Origin of the sequence: Shigella flexneri 2a str. 301, assembly GCF_000006925.2 — a bacterium.
Classification (GTDB): Bacteria; Pseudomonadota; Gammaproteobacteria; order Enterobacterales; family Enterobacteriaceae; genus ECMA0423.
In genome coordinates this window covers 4589735-4607202 of sequence record NC_004337.2, presented here as the reverse complement: position 1 = coordinate 4607202, position 17468 = coordinate 4589735, and the positions used below count along the sequence as shown (strand labels likewise).

Below are 17468 nucleotides of genomic sequence, written 5' to 3'. Positions count from 1 at the left end.
GAAAAATACTTACTAAGGCGTTTTTTATTTGGTGATATTTTTTTCAATATCATGCAGCAAACGGTGCAACATTGCCGTGTCTCGTTGCTCTAAAAGCCCCAGGCGTTGCTGTAACCAGTCGACCAGTTTTATGTCATCTGCCACTGCCAGAGTCGTCAGCAATGCCATGACTCGTTCGCGTAAAGCTTGCAGTTGATGTTGGTCTGCCGTTGTGTCACTTTTCGCCGGTTGTTGTATTAATGTTGCTAATTGATAGCAATAGACCATCACCGCCTGCCCCAGATTGAGCGAAGGATAATCCGCCACCATCGGCACACCAGTAAGCACGTCAGCCAACGCTAACTCTTCGTTAGTCAGCCCGGAATCTTCGCGACCAAACACCAGCGCGGCATGGCTCATCCATGAAGATTTTTCCTCTAACAGCGGCACCAGTTCTACTGGCGTGGCGTAGTAATGATATTTCGCCCGACTACGCGCAGTGGTGGCGACAGTGAAATCGACATCGTGTAACGATTCAGCCAGTGTCGGGAAAACTTTAATATTATCAATAATATCACCAGATCCATGTGCGACCCAGCGGGTGGCTGGCTCCAGGTGTGCCTGACTATCGACAATCCGCAGTTCGCTAAAACCCATCGTTTTCATTGCCCGCGCCGCTGCCCCAATATTTTCTGCTCTGGCGGGTGCGACCAGGATAATCGTTATACGCATATTGCCACTCTTCTTGACCAAATAACCGCGAACAGGGTGATCACTGTCAACTTATTACGCGGTGCGAATTTACAAATTCTTAACGTAAGCCGCAGAAAAAGCCCTTTACTTAGCTTAAAAAAGGCTAAACTATTTTCTGACTGCACTAACGGTTTAATTGTTAAAAAATGCTACATATCCTTCTGTTTACTTAGGATAATTTTATAAAAAATAAATCTCGACAATTGGATTCACCACGTTTATTAGTTGTATGATGCAACTAGTTGGATTATTAAAATAATGTGACGAAAGCTAGCATTTAGATACGATGATTTCATCAAACTGTTAACGTGCTACAATTGAACTTGATATATGTCAACGAAGCGTAGTTTTATTGGGTGTCCGGCCCCTCTTAGCCTGTTATGTTGCTGTTAAAATGGTTAGGATGACAGCCGTTTTTGACACTGTCGGGTCCTGAGGGAAAGTACCCACGACCAAGCTAATGATGTTGTTGACGTTGATGGAAAGTGCATCAAGAACGCAATTACGTACTTTAGTCATGTTACGCCGATCATGTTAATTTGCAGCATGCATCAGGCAGGTCAGGGACTTTTGTACTTCCTGTTTCGATTTAGTTGGCAATTTAGGTAGCAAACATGCAGACCCCGCACATTCTTATCGTTGAAGACGAGTTGGTAACACGCAACACGTTGAAAAGTATTTTCGAAGCGGAAGGCTATGATGTTTTCGAAGCGACAGATGGCGCGGAAATGCATCAGATCCTCTCTGAATATGACATCAACCTGGTGATCATGGATATCAATCTGCCGGGTAAGAACGGTCTTCTGTTAGCGCGTGAACTGCGCGAGCAGGCGAATGTTGCGTTGATGTTCCTGACTGGCCGTGACAACGAAGTCGATAAAATTCTCGGCCTCGAAATCGGTGCAGATGACTACATCACCAAACCGTTCAACCCGCGTGAACTGACGATTCGTGCACGCAACCTGCTGTCCCGTACCATGAATCTGGGTACTGTCAGCGAAGAACGTCGTAGCGTTGAAAGCTACAAGTTCAATGGTTGGGAACTGGACATCAACAGCCGTTCGTTGATCGGCCCTGATGGCGAGCAGTACAAGCTGCCGCGCAGCGAGTTCCGCGCCATGCTTCACTTCTGTGAAAACCCAGGCAAAATTCAGTCTCGTGCTGAACTGCTGAAGAAAATGACCGGCCGTGAGCTGAAACCGCACGACCGTACTGTAGACGTGACGATCCGCCGTATTCGTAAACATTTCGAATCTACGCCGGATACGCCGGAAATCATCGCCACCATTCACGGTGAAGGTTATCGCTTCTGCGGTGATCTGGAAGATTAATCGGCTTTACCACCGTCAAAAAAACGGCGCTTTTTAGCGCCGTTTTTATTTTTCAACCTTATTTCCAGATACGTAATTCATCGTCCGTTGTAACTTCTTTACTGGCTTTCATTTTCGGCAGTGAAAACGCATACCAGTCTATATTACGAGTCACAAACATCATGCCGGCCAGCGCCACCACCAGCACACTGGTTCCCAACAACAGCGCGCTATCGGCAGAGTTGAGCAGTCCCCACATCACTCCATCCAGCAACAACAGCGCGAGGGTAAACAACATGCTATTGCGCCAGCCTTTCAATACCGCCTGCAAATAAATACCGTTCATTAACGCCCCAATCAGACTGGCGATTATCCATGCCACGGTAAAACCGATATGTTCAGAAAGCGCCAGCAAGAGCAAATAAAACATCACCAATGAAAGCCCCACCAGCAAATATTGCATTGGGTGTAAACGTTGCGCGGTGAGCGTTTCAAAAACAAAGAACGCCATAAAAGTCAGTGCAATCAGCAGAATGGCGTACTTAGTCGCCCGGTCCGTTAATTGGTATTGATCGGCTGGCGTCGTCACTGCGACGCTAAACGCGGGGAAGTTTTCCCAGCCGGTATCATTGCCTGAAGCAAAACGCTCACCGAGATTATTAGCAAACCAGCTGCTTTGCCATTGCGCCTGAAAACCTGACTCGCTAGCTTCCCGTTTGGCTGGTAGAAAATCACCTAAAAAACTGGGATGCGGCCAGTTGCTGGTTAAGGTCATTTCGCTATTACGCCCGGCAGGCACCACAGAAAGATCGCCGGTACCGCTTAAATTCAGTGCCATATTCAGCTGCAGGTTCTGCTTCCGCCAGTCCCCTTCGGGTAAAGGGATATGCACGCCCTGCCCGCCTTGCTCTAACCCGGTACCGGGTTCAATGGTCAGTGCCGTTCCGTTAACTTCAGGCGCTTTCACCACACCAATACCACGCGCATCCCCGACGCTAATCACAATAAAGGGCTTGCCTAAGATGATATTTGGCGCGTTGAGCTCGCTAAGACGCGAAACATCGAAATCGGCTTTTAGCGTTAAATCACTGTGCCAGACCTGACCGGTATAAATCCCTATCTTGCGTTCTTCCACGTTCTGATTGCCATCAACCATCAATGACTCAGGTAACCAAAAATGGATAAAACTTCGTTTCCGCTCCACGGTTTTATCCTCTTCCTGCACCGTATAAAGCTCGGTCACAGGAATAGCGATAAGCGGCCCAACGAGTTTTTGCGGCCCGCTGGTACTTTGGCGAATCGCATCTTCCACATCGCTACGGTAATCGGCACGTTCGACAATCACTTGCCGAATCAGCATTATCGGAATCAACAACAGCAATACTGCACCAAACAAGGTGGTCATTTTCCAGAACAGGGGGGATTTCAACATAGTCTTCTCCTTTGCAATGGCAGCAGGATACGAAGGCTATGTGGGAAGAATTTGAAGCTATGTGAAGTGACGGTGAAGTCGTAGCGAGGCCAGCACGCCACCTTCCTGCACGTTGCGCAGCGTGACTTCGCCGTTAAACAAACGGGCGACCTCACTGACGAACGCCAACCCCAGACCGCTGCTTTTTTGCCCATTTGCACGCGGCAAAGAGTAAAAGCGTTCAAAAATACGTGACAGCGCGTAGTCAGGAATACCACTACCGGTATCCAGCACCTTAAGCGTGACGTGTTCCTGATCCACTTCGGCGCTTAGCGTTATGCAACCGCTCTCGGGAGTAAAATCGATGGCGTTATCCAGTAAATTCCCCAGCGCCTGATCCAGTAACGCCGGTTCAGCAGCAACATTAACCTCGGTGGGCATAACATGCAAAGTGATGTTTTTTTCTGCCAACTGCACGGTGCGCGCTTCGCTGACGCGGCGAAATAATGCCGCCACATCAACAGCAGTCAGAACGACTTCCTGACGATTCTCCAGTCTTGCCTGGCGTAGTAACGTTTCCACCAGCGCCTGCATTCGCGCATTTTGTGTCAGAATGTTGTCAGTAAAACGAGCCACTACTTCAGGCGGCGGACCTTCGCGTAAAATTTCCGCCGCGCCACGAATCGCCGCCAGTGGGCTTTTTAGCTCATGGGTTAACGCATAAACATACTGCTCAATATAGTTTTTCCCTTCCAGCTTCACGCGCATACTTTCCAGCGCCTGCGCGAGTTTACGCAGCTCGCTACTACCGAGATCGGGAAGAGGAACGGGCTTATTGTCAGTGACGGAATCAGCATAGCGAGTGAGCCGGGCAATGGAGCGGTTGATCCACCAAACCATGCCTGCGCCAATCACCAGTGCAATCCCCAACAAAATGGCGCTGGCCCATAAAATTCGCCGCTCGCTGCGTTTAATGACCGGAGCCATCGCCGCGTTCGGTTTGCCTACGCTCAAAACGCCAATAAGCCGCGAGCCGCCCATAATCGGCGCGGCAACATACATCACCGAACTTTCGGGATCGGCAGGATTTTGCAACGTGCTGCGCGCACCATACTGACCACGCAACGTTAGCCAGACGTCATTCCAGCGCGAATAATCCTGTCCAACGGCTTTATTTGCCGAATCGAACAATACTTTGCCATGCGCATCGGTCATATAGACATGATATTCATTGCGCACTTTGTTAATGCCACCAATATTGGCGCGAAACGGGCGATGTTGTAGCTGATTAAACGCCTGCGCCAGTTGCCCATGCGTTGGGTCCCCAGAGAGCAAATCGGGACGCGCCAGCTCCGCAAGTAACGTTGCCGTGTCGATCAACGTCCCCTCCGTTGCTCTTCGCACGCCCGGTTTAACTTCTTTGACAAAAATAGCCAGTACGAACCAGGCCGCCACCGCCACCAGTAAAAAATAGCCCAGCAGCAACCGCATGCCGATACGCATTACAAGCCCCTCAGGCTATATCCCATGCCGCGATGAGTATTAATCGGTGAAAGATCGGGGTTGATGGCGCGCAGCTTGGCACGCAGCGTTTTAATGTGGATATCGACGGTGCGATCGTAGGTGTCCTGCGCATCTTCCCACACGCTATCCATTAGTTGCTGGCGGGACCAGACGCGGCCTGGCGACTTGAGTAACGTCTTCAGCAATAAAAACTCATACCGCGTCAGCGTTAATGGCGTGTCAAACCAGCTGATCTGCGCCGCGGGTTCATTCAATTCAAAATGACCAATACGGATGACGGGAGACGGCGTCGAGAACTTCTTCACCCGACGCAGTAAGGTGCGCACCCTGGCGCACACTTCGCGGGGTGAAAACGGTTTAGCCACATAGTCGTCAGCGCCAATTTCCAGCCCAAGCAGGCGATCGACCTCTTCACTTCGGGCCGTCAGGAACAGTACAGGTAACGCCGGATGGAGCGCCAGTAACTGGCGGCACAATTCAAAGCCACTGATATCAGGCAAACCAACGTCGAGAATCATGACGTCGGGAACCTGCTGGCGAGCTTTATCCAGCACCGGCAAACCTCGCTCAAAGACCTCGACGGCAAAACCTTCCTGCTGCAACATGTAGACCAGCGTGTCGGCTATCCCTTGCTCATCTTCCACTAACCAGACCGTTTCCCGTTGCATAAATCGCCTCTGTTATTGCCGCCACGGCATGACAGGAACCGCGCTAATCGCGTTTTTCGGCGAACCTTCTACAACTTTGTCGGAGTAAGCCAGATAAGCGAGCGCGTTGCGTTTGGCGTCATAAAAGCGCACGACCTGTAACGACTTAAAGACCAGGGACGTGCGTTTTTTGAATACTACCTCGCCCTGAGCTTTGCCGTTTTTAATACGATCCGACAGTTCAATCGGCCCGACTTGCTGACAAGAAATGGCCGCATCGGAGGTATCTTCTGCCAGGCCCAATCCCCCTTTAATACCACCGGTTTTCGCCCGGCTCACATAACAGGTGACATTTTTCACATCGGGATCGTCAAAGGCTTCCACAACAATTTTGTGATCCGGGCCGATCATTTTAAATACGGTGTCGACCGAACCAATCTCTTCTGCATGAGCCAATGGCCCCAGCATTATCAGGCTTAAAGACAGGATCAAATGCTTGTATTTCATATTGTTACCATTTTTATCTATTACACGAGCAATTAGTTCGTCACGGTAAATAACATATTGATTAAGAACAAAATCTCAATTCTTTTATTTCCGTCAAGCCCTAAAACATACTCTACTAAGAAAAAAACACTGAATGCTAAAACAGCAAAAAATGCTATTATCCAATTACCTGATGTCAGGTGCTCGTTGTTGAAAGGATGAGGATATTTTATGGATCAGGCCGGCATTATTCGCGACCTTTTAATCTGGCTGGAAGGTCATCTGGATCAGCCCCTGTCGCTCGACAATGTAGCGGCGAAAGCAGGTTATTCCAAGTGGCACTTACAGAGAATGTTTAAAGATGTCACTGGCCATGCTATTGGCGCGTATATTCGTGCTCGTCGTTTGTCGAAATCGGCGGTCGCACTACGCCTGACTGCGCGTCCGATTCTGGACATCGCGCTGCAATACCGCTTCGACTCTCAACAGACATTTACCCGCGCATTCAAGAAGCAGTTTGCCCAGACTCCTGCACTTTACCGCCGTTCTCCTGAATGGAGCGCCTTTGGTATTCGCCCGCCGCTACGTCTGGGTGAATTCACAATGCCAGAGCACAAATTTGTCACCCTGGAAGATACGCCGCTGATTGGTGTTACCCAGAGCTACTCCTGTTCGCTGGAGCAAATCTCTGATTTCCGCCATGAAATGCGTTATCAGTTCTGGCACGATTTTCTCGGCAACGCGCCGACCATTCCGCCGGTGCTCTACGGCCTGAATGAAACGCGTCCGAGTCAGGATAAAGACGACGAACAAGAGGTATTCTATACCACCGCGTTAGCCCAGGATCAGGCAGATGGCTATGTACTGACGGGGCATCCGGTGATGCTGCAGGGCGGCGAATATGTGATGTTTACCTATGAAGGTCTGGGAACCGGCGTGCAGGAGTTTATCCTGACGGTATACGGAACGTGCATGCCAATGCTCAATCTGACGCGCCGTAAAGGTCAGGATATTGAGCGATACTACCCGGCAGAAGACGCCAAAGCGGGAGATCGCCCAATTAATCTGCGCTGTGAACTGCTGATTCCTATCCGCCGTTAACGCTGCAGCTCATCTAATGCAGGGGCGTCCAGATGCGAGATGTCCCCTGCGGTTTCAACGACCCAGCCAGACGCCAGCCACAGGCTTTCCTGATAATCCACGCGCGAAATAGAACAGTTACGCAGACGTAAGCGGCGCTCTGCCCATGCTGGTAATCCGAGAATCGTACTCACCAGACATCCCAGTGCAATACCATGGCTCACCAGCAGCGGTCGGCTTCCCTGCGGTAAGTCCCGGCAAGATTCCAGTGCCGCATTGACGCGATCGCTGAGCTCCTGCATTGACTCGCCTTCAGGAATACGCCCGTCAACGGTGCCATTGACCAGCTGCCGACGCCAGTTCTCTTCTTCTTCGGTCAGAGAATCGATATGTCTTTTTTCCAGCACACCCATGTTTAATTCACGCAGGCGAGAATCAAAGATGATGTCACAGCCGCAGGCCTGGGCGATGATTTCCGCCGTACGCCGGGTGCGTCCTAAATCGCTACTGATAATATGCGTAATGCCAAGCTCTTTGGCACGGGTTGCCACCTGCATCGCCTGTTGCTCACCTTTGGCGGTCAGCGGGCTGTCAGACTGGCCCTGAATACGTCGCTCGGCGTTCCACTGCGTTTCACCGTGGCGGACTAGGTATACCTGTAACATGCTTTTTTTCCGTATACTGCTGTAACGTTAATTTTCTGAGTAATGCTGATTATGCACCAAGTTGTCTGTGCGACCACCAATCCCGCTAAAATTCAGGCCATTCTGCAGGCATTTCACGAGATCTTCGGCGAAGGATCCTGCCATATTGCATCCGTTGCCGTCGAGAGCGGTGTACCGGAACAACCCTTTGGCAGTGAGGAAACGCGCGCTGGCGCACGAAATCGGGTAGCAAATGCCCGCCGTTTACTTCCAGAGGCTGATTTTTGGGTGGCGATTGAAGCTGGCATTGATGGCGACAGCACTTTCAGTTGGGTGGTGATTGAAAACGCCAGCCAGCGCGGCGAGGCGCGTTCGGCAACTTTGCCGTTACCTGCGGTGATTCTGGAAAAAGTTCGTGAAGGCGAGGCGCTTGGTCCCGTGAGTCGCGTTATACCGGTATTGATGAGATTGGTCGTAAGGAAGGGGCGATCGGCGTGTTTACCGCCGGGAAACTCACTCGCGCCAGCGTCTATCACCAGGCGGTGATCCTGGCGCTGAGTCCGTTTCACAATGCCGTGTATCAGGCATTGTAGGACGGATAAGGCGTTCACGCCGCATCCGACATTCGGTGCACGATGCCTGATGCGACGCTGCCGCGTCTTATCAGGCCTACAAAATCAATCGCTTTTCAGCAACACCTCTTCCAGCCACTGACGCAGCTCCACGGGCGCGGCTTTCAGGCTGTTAGATCCACGCGTAATCGTCGCGATGCCCGCGCCGAGTTCATTTTTTAACTCACGCTGACTCATTTCGCCACGCAACAGCTCTTCGACAATACGCACGCGAGTCCCCAACGCTTCGCGCTCATCTGGCGTCAGCATCAGGTTTAACAACGGTAAATGGAGATCGTTTTGGTAGGCATTCTTAAGCAGGTCGACAAAACGTAACCACTCCTGGTGACGCTGTTCTGCCATCGCTGCTGAATAGGGTGATTGTTGGGCCATAATATGTCGCCATTGTTAGCGGGGGAAGCAAAATGACTCCCCCGGTTGTACTCGCTAAAGAGTACGATAGCATATCATAAACGTGCGGATCAGTAACGACGTCCCCATTCCGTGGCGCTCATCAACGTCGGTTTATCCCCCATGAAATAGCGGTAGTAAGCATCATAAGCCAGCACGTTCTTCACATAACCGCGCGTCTCGGAGAACGGAATACTCTCGACAAATGCCACAGCGTCGATACGCCCGGCGCTGTTGCCAAGCCAGGTTCGCACCCGTCCAGGTCCGGCGTTATAAGCTGCTGAGGAGAAAATACGGTTATTGCCAAACTGCTGATAAACATATTGCAGGTAACTGGTGCCAATGTTGATGTTCGTTTCCGGATCCAGCAATTGCCCAGGGCTGCTATAACCAGGAATAGAGAACATCTTCACCGTATGGGTCGCTGTACCAGGCATAATCTGCATCAGGCCGCTGGCCCCTACCGGTGATTTCACTTTCGGATTCCAGGCGCTCTCCTGACGGGCAATCGCCATCGCATAGCTTTGCGGGATCTCTTTCCCACTGGTGTAACGTTTGAAAAGATCGTTGTAAGCCAGCGGGAATCGCTCTTCCAGATGATCCCAAAGCTTCCCGGCGATCGTTGCCTGAACGCTAAGATCCCACCATTGGTTATTGAAAGCATACCGAGCCAGTTGAGCCTGCTCTGTTTTTGACTTGCTCTTCACCAGATTGGCCCACTCGCTACGCGCGGTATTATCGAGATTCCAGTACATCAACTCGCGCACGCGCGCCATCTCCGGCCCCTGAGTCAGGGTGCTGTCAACATTCTGCGGCGCTTTATCAATCTTCAGCTCATACTCTTCACCGATGCGTTGTGCTGCAACCATCGGGTAGAAACCACGCTGTTGTATGAGTTGATGCAAAATCTCTTTCGCTTCAGCTTCACGTCCGCGTTCCAGCAATAAATCCGCCTGCCAGTAACGCCATTCATCTTTCTCTTTTGCTTCCATCGGCAGACGCGCCAGCCAGGTATTCAGGCCGCGACGATCGCCGGTGCCAAGCGCCATTCGCACACGGCGTTCAATCAACGACGTGGATTGCGAGCGCATAATGGCGTCATCGCGCCATTTCGCCTGCTCATCGGTGACATCATTGCCCATCAAACGCCAGGCGACGATATCGCGCAGCTCCTGAATCTGATCTTCATTAAGCTGCTGCGCCTGGGCAAGCGACGGGATCATCAGCCGTGCATTTTCGGCATCCTGCCGCGCCACACTGGCAAACGCCACCGCCGCCATTTGACGGGTAAAATCGGTCGCGCCGGTTGTACGCGCGAAGGTCAGTACCGTATTAGGGTTGTTCGCCAGTGAAATGATTGCCGAGGCGATAGTCTGGTAATCGGCAGGCATCTGCCCTGCCAGCACTGTTACCAGGCCTGTGTTACCCGCTTTCATCGCCAGACGGATACGCTCTAAATACGCCAGCGGATCTTGTTTACCTGACGCACGCCAGACGCTAAATAACTTGTCACAGGCGTTAGGCTGGCTCTTGCCGGTTAGCCACAGCTCTTTCGCCCCTTGCCAGGCTTCTTCACTCTGCCCGGTGTTCCATTTCGCATAGTAGTAATTACATTGCGCTTCGGTAGTTCCGGGCTTTTCCGGGCTAAAGGCTAACAAGCCACGCCAGTCTTCACGCCGCGCCAGTTCATTGACGAAACGAGATTGCAGCGTGCGAGCGGGAGGAAGCGTGGGGTTAGCGCGAACAAAGTTAGTGACCGTCACCGCCGGTTGATTCATCAGGTCATCGGTGATCTGGCGGTATTCCAGGTAGGGATAAAGCGGATAATCCTTCAGTCCAGGCATCATTTGTTCGACCACATCCATCTGTCGATTATCCCAGGCCTGCTTGATTTGCGCGTAACGGCTACGCTGCTCATCCAGTGAGTCGGCTCGCGCCACGCTGCTGACCGTCAGCAGACAGACACCGGCAGCCAACAGCCGCCAGGTAACTTGTTTGGCTTTTTCCACAAGCGCATCCTCTAAGTGTAAATACATCAATGCAGCGTCATGCCGCGTAATAGATTTATGCTAACCAGTCATTGCCGTTTACGCCACGTTACGGACACTTTTTTACTTTTACTGCGAAGGTGATCGACCAACTGGGATTAGGCGGGGAAACAGGCTACACTTCGCCTTTGAAAACTCATCATCACGATAAACATAGAGGCGAAGTCCAACGTGGCTCAATTCGTTTATACCATGCATCGTGTCGGCAAAGTTGTTCCGCCGAAACGTCATATTTTGAAAAACATCTCTCTGAGTTTCTTCCCTGGGGCAAAAATTGGTGTCCTGGGTCTGAACGGCGCGGGTAAGTCCACCCTGCTGCGCATTATGGCGGGCATTGATAAAGACATCGAAGGTGAAGCGCGTCCGCAGCCAGACATCAAGATTGGTTATCTGCCGCAGGAACCGCAGCTGAACCCGGAACACACCGTGCGTGAGTCCATTGAAGAAGCGGTTTCAGAAGTGGTTAACGCCCTGAAACGCCTGGATGAAGTGTATGCGCTGTACGCCGATCCGGATGCCGATTTTGACAAGCTGGCCGCTGAACAAGGCCGTCTGGAAGAGATCATTCAGGCTCACGACGGTCATAACCTGAACGTACAGCTGGAGCGTGCGGCGGATGCGCTGCGTCTGCCAGATTGGGACGCGAAAATCGCTAACCTCTCCGGTGGTGAGCGTCGTCGCGTGGCGTTGTGCCGCCTGCTGCTGGAAAAACCAGACATGCTGCTGCTCGACGAACCGACCAACCACCTGGATGCCGAATCCGTGGCGTGGCTGGAACGCTTCCTGCACGACTTCGAAGGCACCGTGGTGGCGATTACTCACGACCGTTACTTCCTCGATAACGTTGCAGGCTGGATCCTCGAACTGGACCGCGGTGAAGGAATTCCGTGGGAAGGTAACTACTCCTCCTGGCTGGAGCAGAAAGATCAGCGTCTGGCGCAGGAAGCTTCACAAGAAGCGGCGCGTCGTAAGTCGATCGAGAAAGAGCTGGAGTGGGTACGTCAGGGAACTAAAGGCCGCCAGTCGAAAGGTAAAGCACGTCTGGCACGCTTTGAAGAGCTGAACAGCACCGAATACCAGAAACGTAACGAAACCAACGAACTGTTTATTCCACCTGGACCGCGTCTGGGCGATAAAGTGCTGGAAGTCAGCAACCTGCGTAAATCCTACGGCGATCGCCTGCTGATTGATGACCTGAGCTTCTCGATCCCGAAAGGGGCGATCGTCGGGATCATCGGTCCGAACGGCGCGGGTAAATCGACCCTGTTCCGTATGATCTCCGGTCAGGAACAGCCGGACAGCGGCACCATCACTTTGGGTGAAACGGTGAAACTGGCATCGGTTGATCAGTTCCGTGACTCAATGGATAACAGCAAAACCGTTTGGGAAGAAGTTTCCGGCGGGCTGGATATTATGAAGATCGGCAACACCGAGATGCCAAGCCGCGCCTACGTTGGCCGCTTTAACTTTAAAGGGGTTGATCAGGGTAAACGTGTTGGCGAACTTTCCGGTGGTGAGCGCGGTCGTCTGCATCTGGCGAAGCTGCTGCAGGTTGGCGGCAACATGCTGCTGCTCGACGAACCAACCAACGACCTGGATATCGAAACCCTGCGCGCGCTGGAAAACGCCCTGCTGGAGTTCCCGGGCTGTGCGATGGTTATCTCGCACGACCGTTGGTTCCTCGACCGTATCGCCACGCACATCCTGGACTACCAGGATGAAGGTAAAGTTGAGTTCTTCGAAGGTAACTTTACTGAGTACGAAGAGTACAAAAAACGCACGCTGGGCGCAGACGCGCTGGAGCCGAAGCGTATCAAGTACAAGCGTATTGCGAAGTAATGCGTAAAATGCCGGATGCGGCGCGAACGCCTTATCCGGCCTACAAAACCAGCAATTTCAATACGTTGTAAAACTGTAGGCCTGATAAGACGCGGTAAGCGTCGCATCAGGCATTGAGCACCGAATGCCGGATGCGGCGTGAACACCTTTTCCGGTCTACAACAGCCTTAGCATCCTCAATTTCGTGGCGGGTCACCCGTGCAGGTTTTTTCAAACCTTGTTTAATCTCGACAGCCTCTTCCAGAGAGGTTTTCAACTCATCAAAAAAACTCATTTTATACCTCGCCTTTGAGCAGTTTCGTCACGGTTATCCTTGCTCCCCCATCATCTCCCGCACCAGCTCCACGCAGCGCAGGAAACGGCTGTCGTAATCGTCCTCTTCAACCCGCACGAATTCGATATTGTTCTCTTCCAGCATCTCCACCAGCAAGTTCTGGAACTCTTTGCGATCCACCGAACTGCCGAGGCTGCGTAAACCATCCGCCACCCACGGCGTGTTGTTCTCCAGCAGGATCACCAGATCGAAACGGTATTCATCAATCAGCGCCTGCACGAACGGATGCTCACGCCCTTCGTACTTTTTGCAGAACGCCTGGGTAGTGACAAAATCGGTGTCAATAAACGCCACTTTATTGGCGTATTTCACTGCAAAATCAATGTATTGTGCGTGACCCAACGCGATTTTATCGTAGTCGGAATACTGCAATGCGATCTCATCACCGCCGAGGTGTGAAAAGACATAATCGCGGCCATATTCCCACGCACTGGTGGTGTTGAAGATATTGGCAAGTTTGTTTACCAAGGTGGATTTACCGCTCGACTCGCCGCCAAGGATCGCCACGGTACGCACAAAAAACGGCTTCACTTCGGTAGGAATATATTCCCAGTAGCGGAACGGGTTTTCGCGGATCTGCGCACCGCTGATACTCATAAAGGTACGTTTCGGATCGACCAGCACCGTCTCGATCCCCAGATGTTCCATATACTGTGGCGCATCGGCTTCTTCCGAGGTGTAGATCAGGTCCGGCTGGATCCCCTTTTCAGCCATAAACTTTTTGATGCCGTTGCTCCACACATCCCAGCCATGCGGATACGGCTCCATGCCCTCTTCGTTGAAAGCATGAATACGGATATTTTTCTGATATTTAAAGGTTTGCAATAGCCAGCGCAGACGATCCGGCACCGTGGGCTGCTGCGACATGGCGCTGTCTTCAAACAACGCGCGGTCGCGGGTATCGTCAAAACCCATAATGATATGCAGCTCGTCAACCTGGCTACAGGCGCGCTGGATAAGGTAGATATGTCCGGTATGCAGCGGGTAGAACTTACCGAATACGACACCAATGGTTTTCTTCTGCCGGGGAAATTCAAGCCCCAAAAAACGGTGCAATGCCTCCAGCTTTTGCGCGCTGGGGCTTTTAATTTTGGCATTCAGTAACTGGCTTAAATACCCTTTGGTCATACCGCTGGCATCAGCTACCTGCTGTAGCGTGCAGCCCTGTTGCTTGATGGCAGTTTTCAGGTAATCAAATGACGACATATCTCCCTCCGTATCTCTCATTATAAGTCGTCGAACACGCTAAGCGCGTCGGAGAGTTTTTTAACGCCAAAAATCTGCATCCCTTCCGGCGCTTTTTTCGGTACGTTAGCCGCCGGAACAATCGCCCGGCGAAAACCGTGTTTCGCCGCTTCAGAAATCCGCTCCTGGCCACTGGGCACCGGGCGGATCTCCCCTGCCAGCCCGACTTCACCAAACACCACCAGATCCTGTGGCAGCGGTCTGTCACGCAGGCTGGAAACCATCGCCAGCAGTAACGCTAAGTCGGCGCTGGTTTCGGTTACCTTCACGCCGCCGACCACGTTCACAAACACATCCTGATCGGCCATTTGCAGACCACCGTGACGGTGCAAGACAGCCAGCAGGATTGCCAGACGGTTTTGTTCCAGCCCCACTGCCACGCGGCGCGGATTCGCCATTATCGAGTGATCGACCAGCGCCTGAATCTCCACCAGCAACGGACGCGTTCCTTCCCACACCACCATCACGGAGCTGCCGGAGGTCACTTCATCTCCGCGACTTAAGAAAATTGCCGAAGGGTTGCTGACTTCACGCAGCCCCTGTTCGGTCATCGCGAAGACGCCCAGCTCATTCACCGCGCCGAAGCGGTTTTTATGGCTGCGTAAGGTGCGAAAACGGGAGTCGGCATCGCCATCCAGAAGCACCGAACAGTCGATACAGTGTTCCAGCACTTTCGGGCCAGCCAGCGAACCATCTTTGGTTACGTGTCCAACCATGACAATCGCCACACCGCGCGTTTTGGCGAAACGCGTCAGATAAGCCGCCGTTTCACGCACCTGCGCCACGCTACCAGGCGATGATTGTACATCCGCCATATGCATCACCTGGATCGAGTCAATTACCATCAGCTTCGGTTGCTCTTCTTCGGCAATCAGGCAGATCTGCTCGATGCTGGTTTCCGACAACATATTGAGATTGTCAGTCGGCAGGCCAAGGCGATGAGCGCGCATTGCCACCTGTTGCAGCGACTCTTCGCCGGTGACATACAGCGTTTTCATCTGCTGGGCCAGTTTGCACAGCGTTTGCAGCAACAGCGTGGATTTCCCCGCACCAGGGTTACCGCCAATCAGAATGGCACTTCCTGGCACCACGCCGCCTCCTAGTACGCGGTCGAACTCTTTAAATCCGGTGGAAAAACGCGGCAGCTCTTCAAGGCTGATATCGGAGAGTTTCTGGACTTTTGCCACCCCGGCGCTACCGGCATAGCCGCTGAGACGCTCGTTACGCGCCACCGTTGGCGACGCAGCAAGACGCACCTCGGTGATGGTGTTCCAGGCATGACAGGCACTGCACTGCCCCTGCCAGCGCGGATAATCGGCCCCGCATTCATTACAAACAAAGGCGCGTTTTGGAGCTTTTGCCACGGTGTACCTCGTTAATGCTGTGCCGCCCGCAGGATGACGGGCAGGCAATTACTTCTGATTCAGGCTGCCAGAGAGGATGCAGAATACCCCCATCAGGTCAGCGTGACGGATGGTGACTTCCGCCTTTTCATTCACTTTTGGCTTGGCATGGTAGGCAATCCCCAGCCCTGCTGCTTTGATCATCGGCAGGTCATTAGCTCCATCGCCAATCGCCACGGTCTGCGCCAGCGGGATTTCATACTCCTGCGCGAGGCGAGTCAGAGTTTTCGCTTTGTACTGCGCGTCTACGATGTCGCCGATCACATTGCCGGTAAATTTACCGTCCATGATCTCCAGTTCATTGGCTACCACGGCTGTCAGGCGCAGCTTGTCGCGCAGGTATTCAGCAAAGAAAGTAAAGCCGCCGGAGGCAATCGCCACTTTCCAGCCCAGCGTTTCCAGCTTGAGCACCAGCTGCGTTAAGCCTGGCATCAGCGGCAGATTTTCACGCACCTGTTGCAGAATATTGGCGTCAGCGCCTTTCAGCGTCGCCACGCGGCTGCGCAGGCTGGCGGTAAAATCGAGTTCGCCGCGCATCGCCCGTTCGGTTACCTCCGCCACCATCTCGCCCGTTCCGGCCAGCTTGGCAATTTCATCAATACATTCAATCTGGATGGCGGTGGAATCCATGTCCATCACCAGCAAACCCGGCGTGCGCAGGTGCGGGATTTTCCCCAGCGGGGCGACATCCAGCTGCGCTTCGTGGGCCAGGCGTGTAGCCCGTGCGGTGAGTGAACCTGCCAGACGAATCACCTGATAATCTTCCACGCACCAGGCGGCAACAATCACCATCGCCGCACCCAGTTTGCTCTGGTATTGGGTCAGACGCTGTTTATCCAGCCCACGACCATACAGCAGCCAGCCGCTACGACCTGCGTGGTAATCCAGTGGCATCACTTCATCACCACTTAATGAAAGAGGCAGACCCGGCCATAAAGAGACATCTTCAGGCAGGTCGCACCAGGTAATGTTAGGCATTAAGGCTCCTGTAAAATCGTTCGAAGCAGGGAAAATAACGCATGAGGCTACCTTGTATCCATTGCTTCTGGCAACATTAAGTCTCAAATTTTCAAAGGGTGGAAGATGGCTCGCACAAAACTGAAATTCCGGCTACATCGGGCAGTGATTGTCCTGTTCTGTCTTGCCTTGTTAGTGGCACTGATGCAGGGGGCGTCATGGTTTAGTCAAAACCACCAGCGACAGCGTAATCCACAGCTGGAAGAACTGGCCCGCACCCTGGCGCGTCAGGTGACGCTGAACGTTGCACCGCTGATGCGTACCGACTCACCGGATGAAAAACGCATTCAGGCGATCCTCGATCAGTTAACAGATGAAAGCCGTATCCTCGACGCGGGTGTGTATGACGAACAAGGCGATCTTATCGCACGTTCTGGCGAAAGCGTCGAAGTGCGCGATCGGCTGGCGCTCGACGGTAAAAAAGCAGGCGGCTATTTTAACCAGCAGATTGTCGAGCCAATTGCGGGTAAAAACGGACCGCTCGGCTATCTGCGCCTGACACTCGACACCCATACGCTCGCCACCGAAGCCCAACAGGTGGATAACACCACTAACATTTTACGCCTGATGTTGCTGCTCTCACTGGCAATCGGCGTAGTGCTGACCCGCACGCTGCTACAGGGTAAACGCACCCGCTGGCAGCAATCGCCCTTCCTGTTAACCGCCAGCAAACCGGTGCCGGAAGAGGAAGAAAGCGAGAAAAAAGAGTGACCCATTACTACAAGA

15 protein-coding genes, 1 pseudogene and 1 other annotated feature are annotated in these 17468 nt (G+C 52.6%); of the genes and pseudogenes, 5 read left to right on the top strand and 11 right to left on the bottom strand.

Annotated elements, in window-relative coordinates:
• Positions 1 to 24: 24 nt before the first annotated feature.
• Entirely contained in the window at positions 25 to 711 is a 687-nt protein-coding gene (lasT, locus tag SF4434) for an RNA methyltransferase (protein NP_710140.2), read from the bottom strand.
• 635 nt (positions 712 to 1346) lie between these two features.
• On the opposite strand from lasT, the gene arcA reads away from it, so the two are divergent.
• Positions 1347 to 2063, top strand: a complete 717-nt coding sequence (arcA, locus tag SF4433; RefSeq protein NP_710139.2) for a two-component response regulator — start codon at positions 1347 to 1349, stop codon at positions 2061 to 2063.
• 58 nt (positions 2064 to 2121) lie between these two features.
• On the opposite strand, the gene creD is transcribed toward arcA, so the two are convergent.
• Genes creD through creA form a run of 4 tightly spaced genes read right to left on the bottom strand, consistent with a single transcriptional unit; the run spans position 2122 to position 6131 of the window.
• Positions 2122 to 3474 (bottom strand): hypothetical protein, encoded by a 1353-nt coding sequence (gene creD, locus SF4432; protein ID NP_710138.1) that lies wholly within the window; start codon positions 3472 to 3474, stop codon positions 2122 to 2124.
• A 57-nt stretch (positions 3475 to 3531) separates the two neighbouring features.
• Positions 3532 to 4956, bottom strand: a complete 1425-nt coding sequence (gene creC / locus SF4431; protein NP_710137.1) for a sensory histidine kinase CreC — start codon at positions 4954 to 4956, stop codon at positions 3532 to 3534.
• Positions 4956 to 5645, bottom strand: a complete 690-nt coding sequence (gene creB, locus SF4430; protein NP_710136.1) for a DNA-binding response regulator CreB — start codon at positions 5643 to 5645, stop codon at positions 4956 to 4958. The genes creC and creB overlap by 1 nt, the downstream gene beginning before the upstream one ends.
• A gap of 12 nt (positions 5646 to 5657) precedes the next feature.
• A complete protein-coding gene (creA, locus tag SF4429) occupies positions 5658 to 6131 on the bottom strand; it encodes a hypothetical protein (protein NP_710135.1) in 474 nt (157 codons plus the stop codon).
• Positions 6132 to 6341: 210 nt separating this feature from the next.
• On the opposite strand from creA, the gene rob reads away from it, so the two are divergent.
• Positions 6342 to 7211 carry a right oriC-binding transcriptional activator gene (rob, locus tag SF4428; RefSeq protein NP_710134.1) on the top strand — a complete coding sequence of 290 codons (870 nt, stop codon included), beginning with the start codon at positions 6342 to 6344 and terminating at the stop codon, positions 7209 to 7211.
• On the opposite strand, the gene gpmB is transcribed toward rob, so the two are convergent.
• Positions 7208 to 7855 carry a phosphoglycerate mutase gene (gene gpmB / locus SF4427; RefSeq protein ID NP_710133.1) on the bottom strand — a complete coding sequence of 216 codons (648 nt, stop codon included), beginning with the start codon at positions 7853 to 7855 and terminating at the stop codon, positions 7208 to 7210. The genes rob and gpmB overlap by 4 nt on opposite strands.
• A 42-nt stretch (positions 7856 to 7897) precedes the next feature.
• Positions 7898 to 8415 (top strand) — a sequence feature (Similar to Escherichia coli K12 conserved hypothetical protein gi: 1790855 (174 aa). BLAST with identity of 95% in 172 aa. This CDS ontains frameshift. The sequence has been checked and is believed to be correct.).
• On the opposite strand from gpmB, the pseudogene yjjX reads away from it, so the two are divergent.
• Positions 7898 to 8415, top strand: a pseudogene (gene yjjX / locus SF4426). Its footprint overlaps the feature before it by 518 nt.
• A gap of 96 nt (positions 8416 to 8511) precedes the next feature.
• Here yjjX and trpR read toward each other — a convergent pair.
• Both trpR and slt read right to left on the bottom strand, forming a co-directional pair.
• Positions 8512 to 8838, bottom strand: a complete 327-nt coding sequence (gene trpR, locus SF4425; protein ID NP_710132.1) for a Trp operon repressor — start codon at positions 8836 to 8838, stop codon at positions 8512 to 8514.
• 89 nt (positions 8839 to 8927) lie between these two features.
• Complete coding sequence (gene slt, locus SF4424; RefSeq protein NP_710131.4) at positions 8928 to 10892, bottom strand: soluble lytic murein transglycosylase; 1965 nt, start codon at positions 10890 to 10892, stop codon at positions 8928 to 8930.
• Positions 10893 to 11075: 183 nt separating this feature from the next.
• Between slt and yjjK the strand changes: the two genes are divergently transcribed.
• On the top strand, positions 11076 to 12743 hold the full coding sequence (gene yjjK / locus SF4423; protein ID NP_710130.1) for an ABC transporter ATP-binding protein: 1668 nt from the start codon (positions 11076 to 11078) through the stop codon (positions 12741 to 12743).
• 307 nt (positions 12744 to 13050) lie between these two features.
• On the opposite strand, the gene nadR is transcribed toward yjjK, so the two are convergent.
• Genes nadR through serB form a run of 3 tightly spaced genes read right to left on the bottom strand, consistent with a single transcriptional unit; the run spans position 13051 to position 16703 of the window.
• Positions 13051 to 14304: a nadAB transcriptional regulator gene (gene nadR / locus SF4422; protein ID NP_710129.3), complete on the bottom strand. Its 1254-nt coding sequence runs from the start codon at positions 14302 to 14304 to the stop codon at positions 13051 to 13053.
• Positions 14304 to 15686, bottom strand: a complete 1383-nt coding sequence (gene sms, locus SF4421) for a DNA repair protein RadA (RefSeq protein ID NP_710128.2) — start codon at positions 15684 to 15686, stop codon at positions 14304 to 14306. Before sms ends, nadR begins: the two co-directional genes overlap by 1 nt.
• A gap of 48 nt (positions 15687 to 15734) precedes the next feature.
• Positions 15735 to 16703, bottom strand: a complete 969-nt coding sequence (gene serB / locus SF4420) for a phosphoserine phosphatase (protein NP_710127.1) — start codon at positions 16701 to 16703, stop codon at positions 15735 to 15737.
• 105 nt (positions 16704 to 16808) lie between these two features.
• Here serB and smp point away from each other — a divergent pair, with 105 nt between their 5' ends.
• A complete protein-coding gene (gene smp, locus SF4419; protein ID NP_710126.1) occupies positions 16809 to 17453 on the top strand; it encodes a hypothetical protein in 645 nt (214 codons plus the stop codon).
• The last annotated feature ends 15 nt before the right edge of the window (positions 17454 to 17468 follow it).

Excerpts from the sequence above, each read along its gene's own strand:
- creB (NP_710136.1), bottom strand. The coding sequence starts at position 5,645 with ATGCAACGGGAAACGGTCTGGTTAGTGGAAGATGAGCAAGGGATAGCC.
- lasT (NP_710140.2), bottom strand. The coding sequence starts at position 711 with ATGCGTATAACGATTATCCTGGTCGCACCCGCCAGAGCAGAAAATATT.
- serB (NP_710127.1), bottom strand. The coding sequence starts at position 16,703 with ATGCCTAACATTACCTGGTGCGACCTGCCTGAAGATGTCTCTTTATGG.
- nadR (NP_710129.3), bottom strand. The coding sequence starts at position 14,304 with ATGAGAGATACGGAGGGAGATATGTCGTCATTTGATTACCTGAAAACT.
- gpmB (NP_710133.1), bottom strand. The coding sequence starts at position 7,855 with ATGTTACAGGTATACCTAGTCCGCCACGGTGAAACGCAGTGGAACGCC.
- smp (NP_710126.1), top strand. The coding sequence starts at position 16,809 with ATGGCTCGCACAAAACTGAAATTCCGGCTACATCGGGCAGTGATTGTC.
- slt (NP_710131.4), bottom strand. The coding sequence starts at position 10,892 with ATGTATTTACACTTAGAGGATGCGCTTGTGGAAAAAGCCAAACAAGTT.
- rob (NP_710134.1), top strand. The coding sequence starts at position 6,342 with ATGGATCAGGCCGGCATTATTCGCGACCTTTTAATCTGGCTGGAAGGT.
- creC (NP_710137.1), bottom strand. The coding sequence starts at position 4,956 with ATGCGTATCGGCATGCGGTTGCTGCTGGGCTATTTTTTACTGGTGGCG.
- creA (NP_710135.1), bottom strand. The coding sequence starts at position 6,131 with ATGAAATACAAGCATTTGATCCTGTCTTTAAGCCTGATAATGCTGGGG.
- arcA (NP_710139.2), top strand. The coding sequence starts at position 1,347 with ATGCAGACCCCGCACATTCTTATCGTTGAAGACGAGTTGGTAACACGC.
- trpR (NP_710132.1), bottom strand. The coding sequence starts at position 8,838 with ATGGCCCAACAATCACCCTATTCAGCAGCGATGGCAGAACAGCGTCAC.
- creD (NP_710138.1), bottom strand. The coding sequence starts at position 3,474 with ATGTTGAAATCCCCCCTGTTCTGGAAAATGACCACCTTGTTTGGTGCA.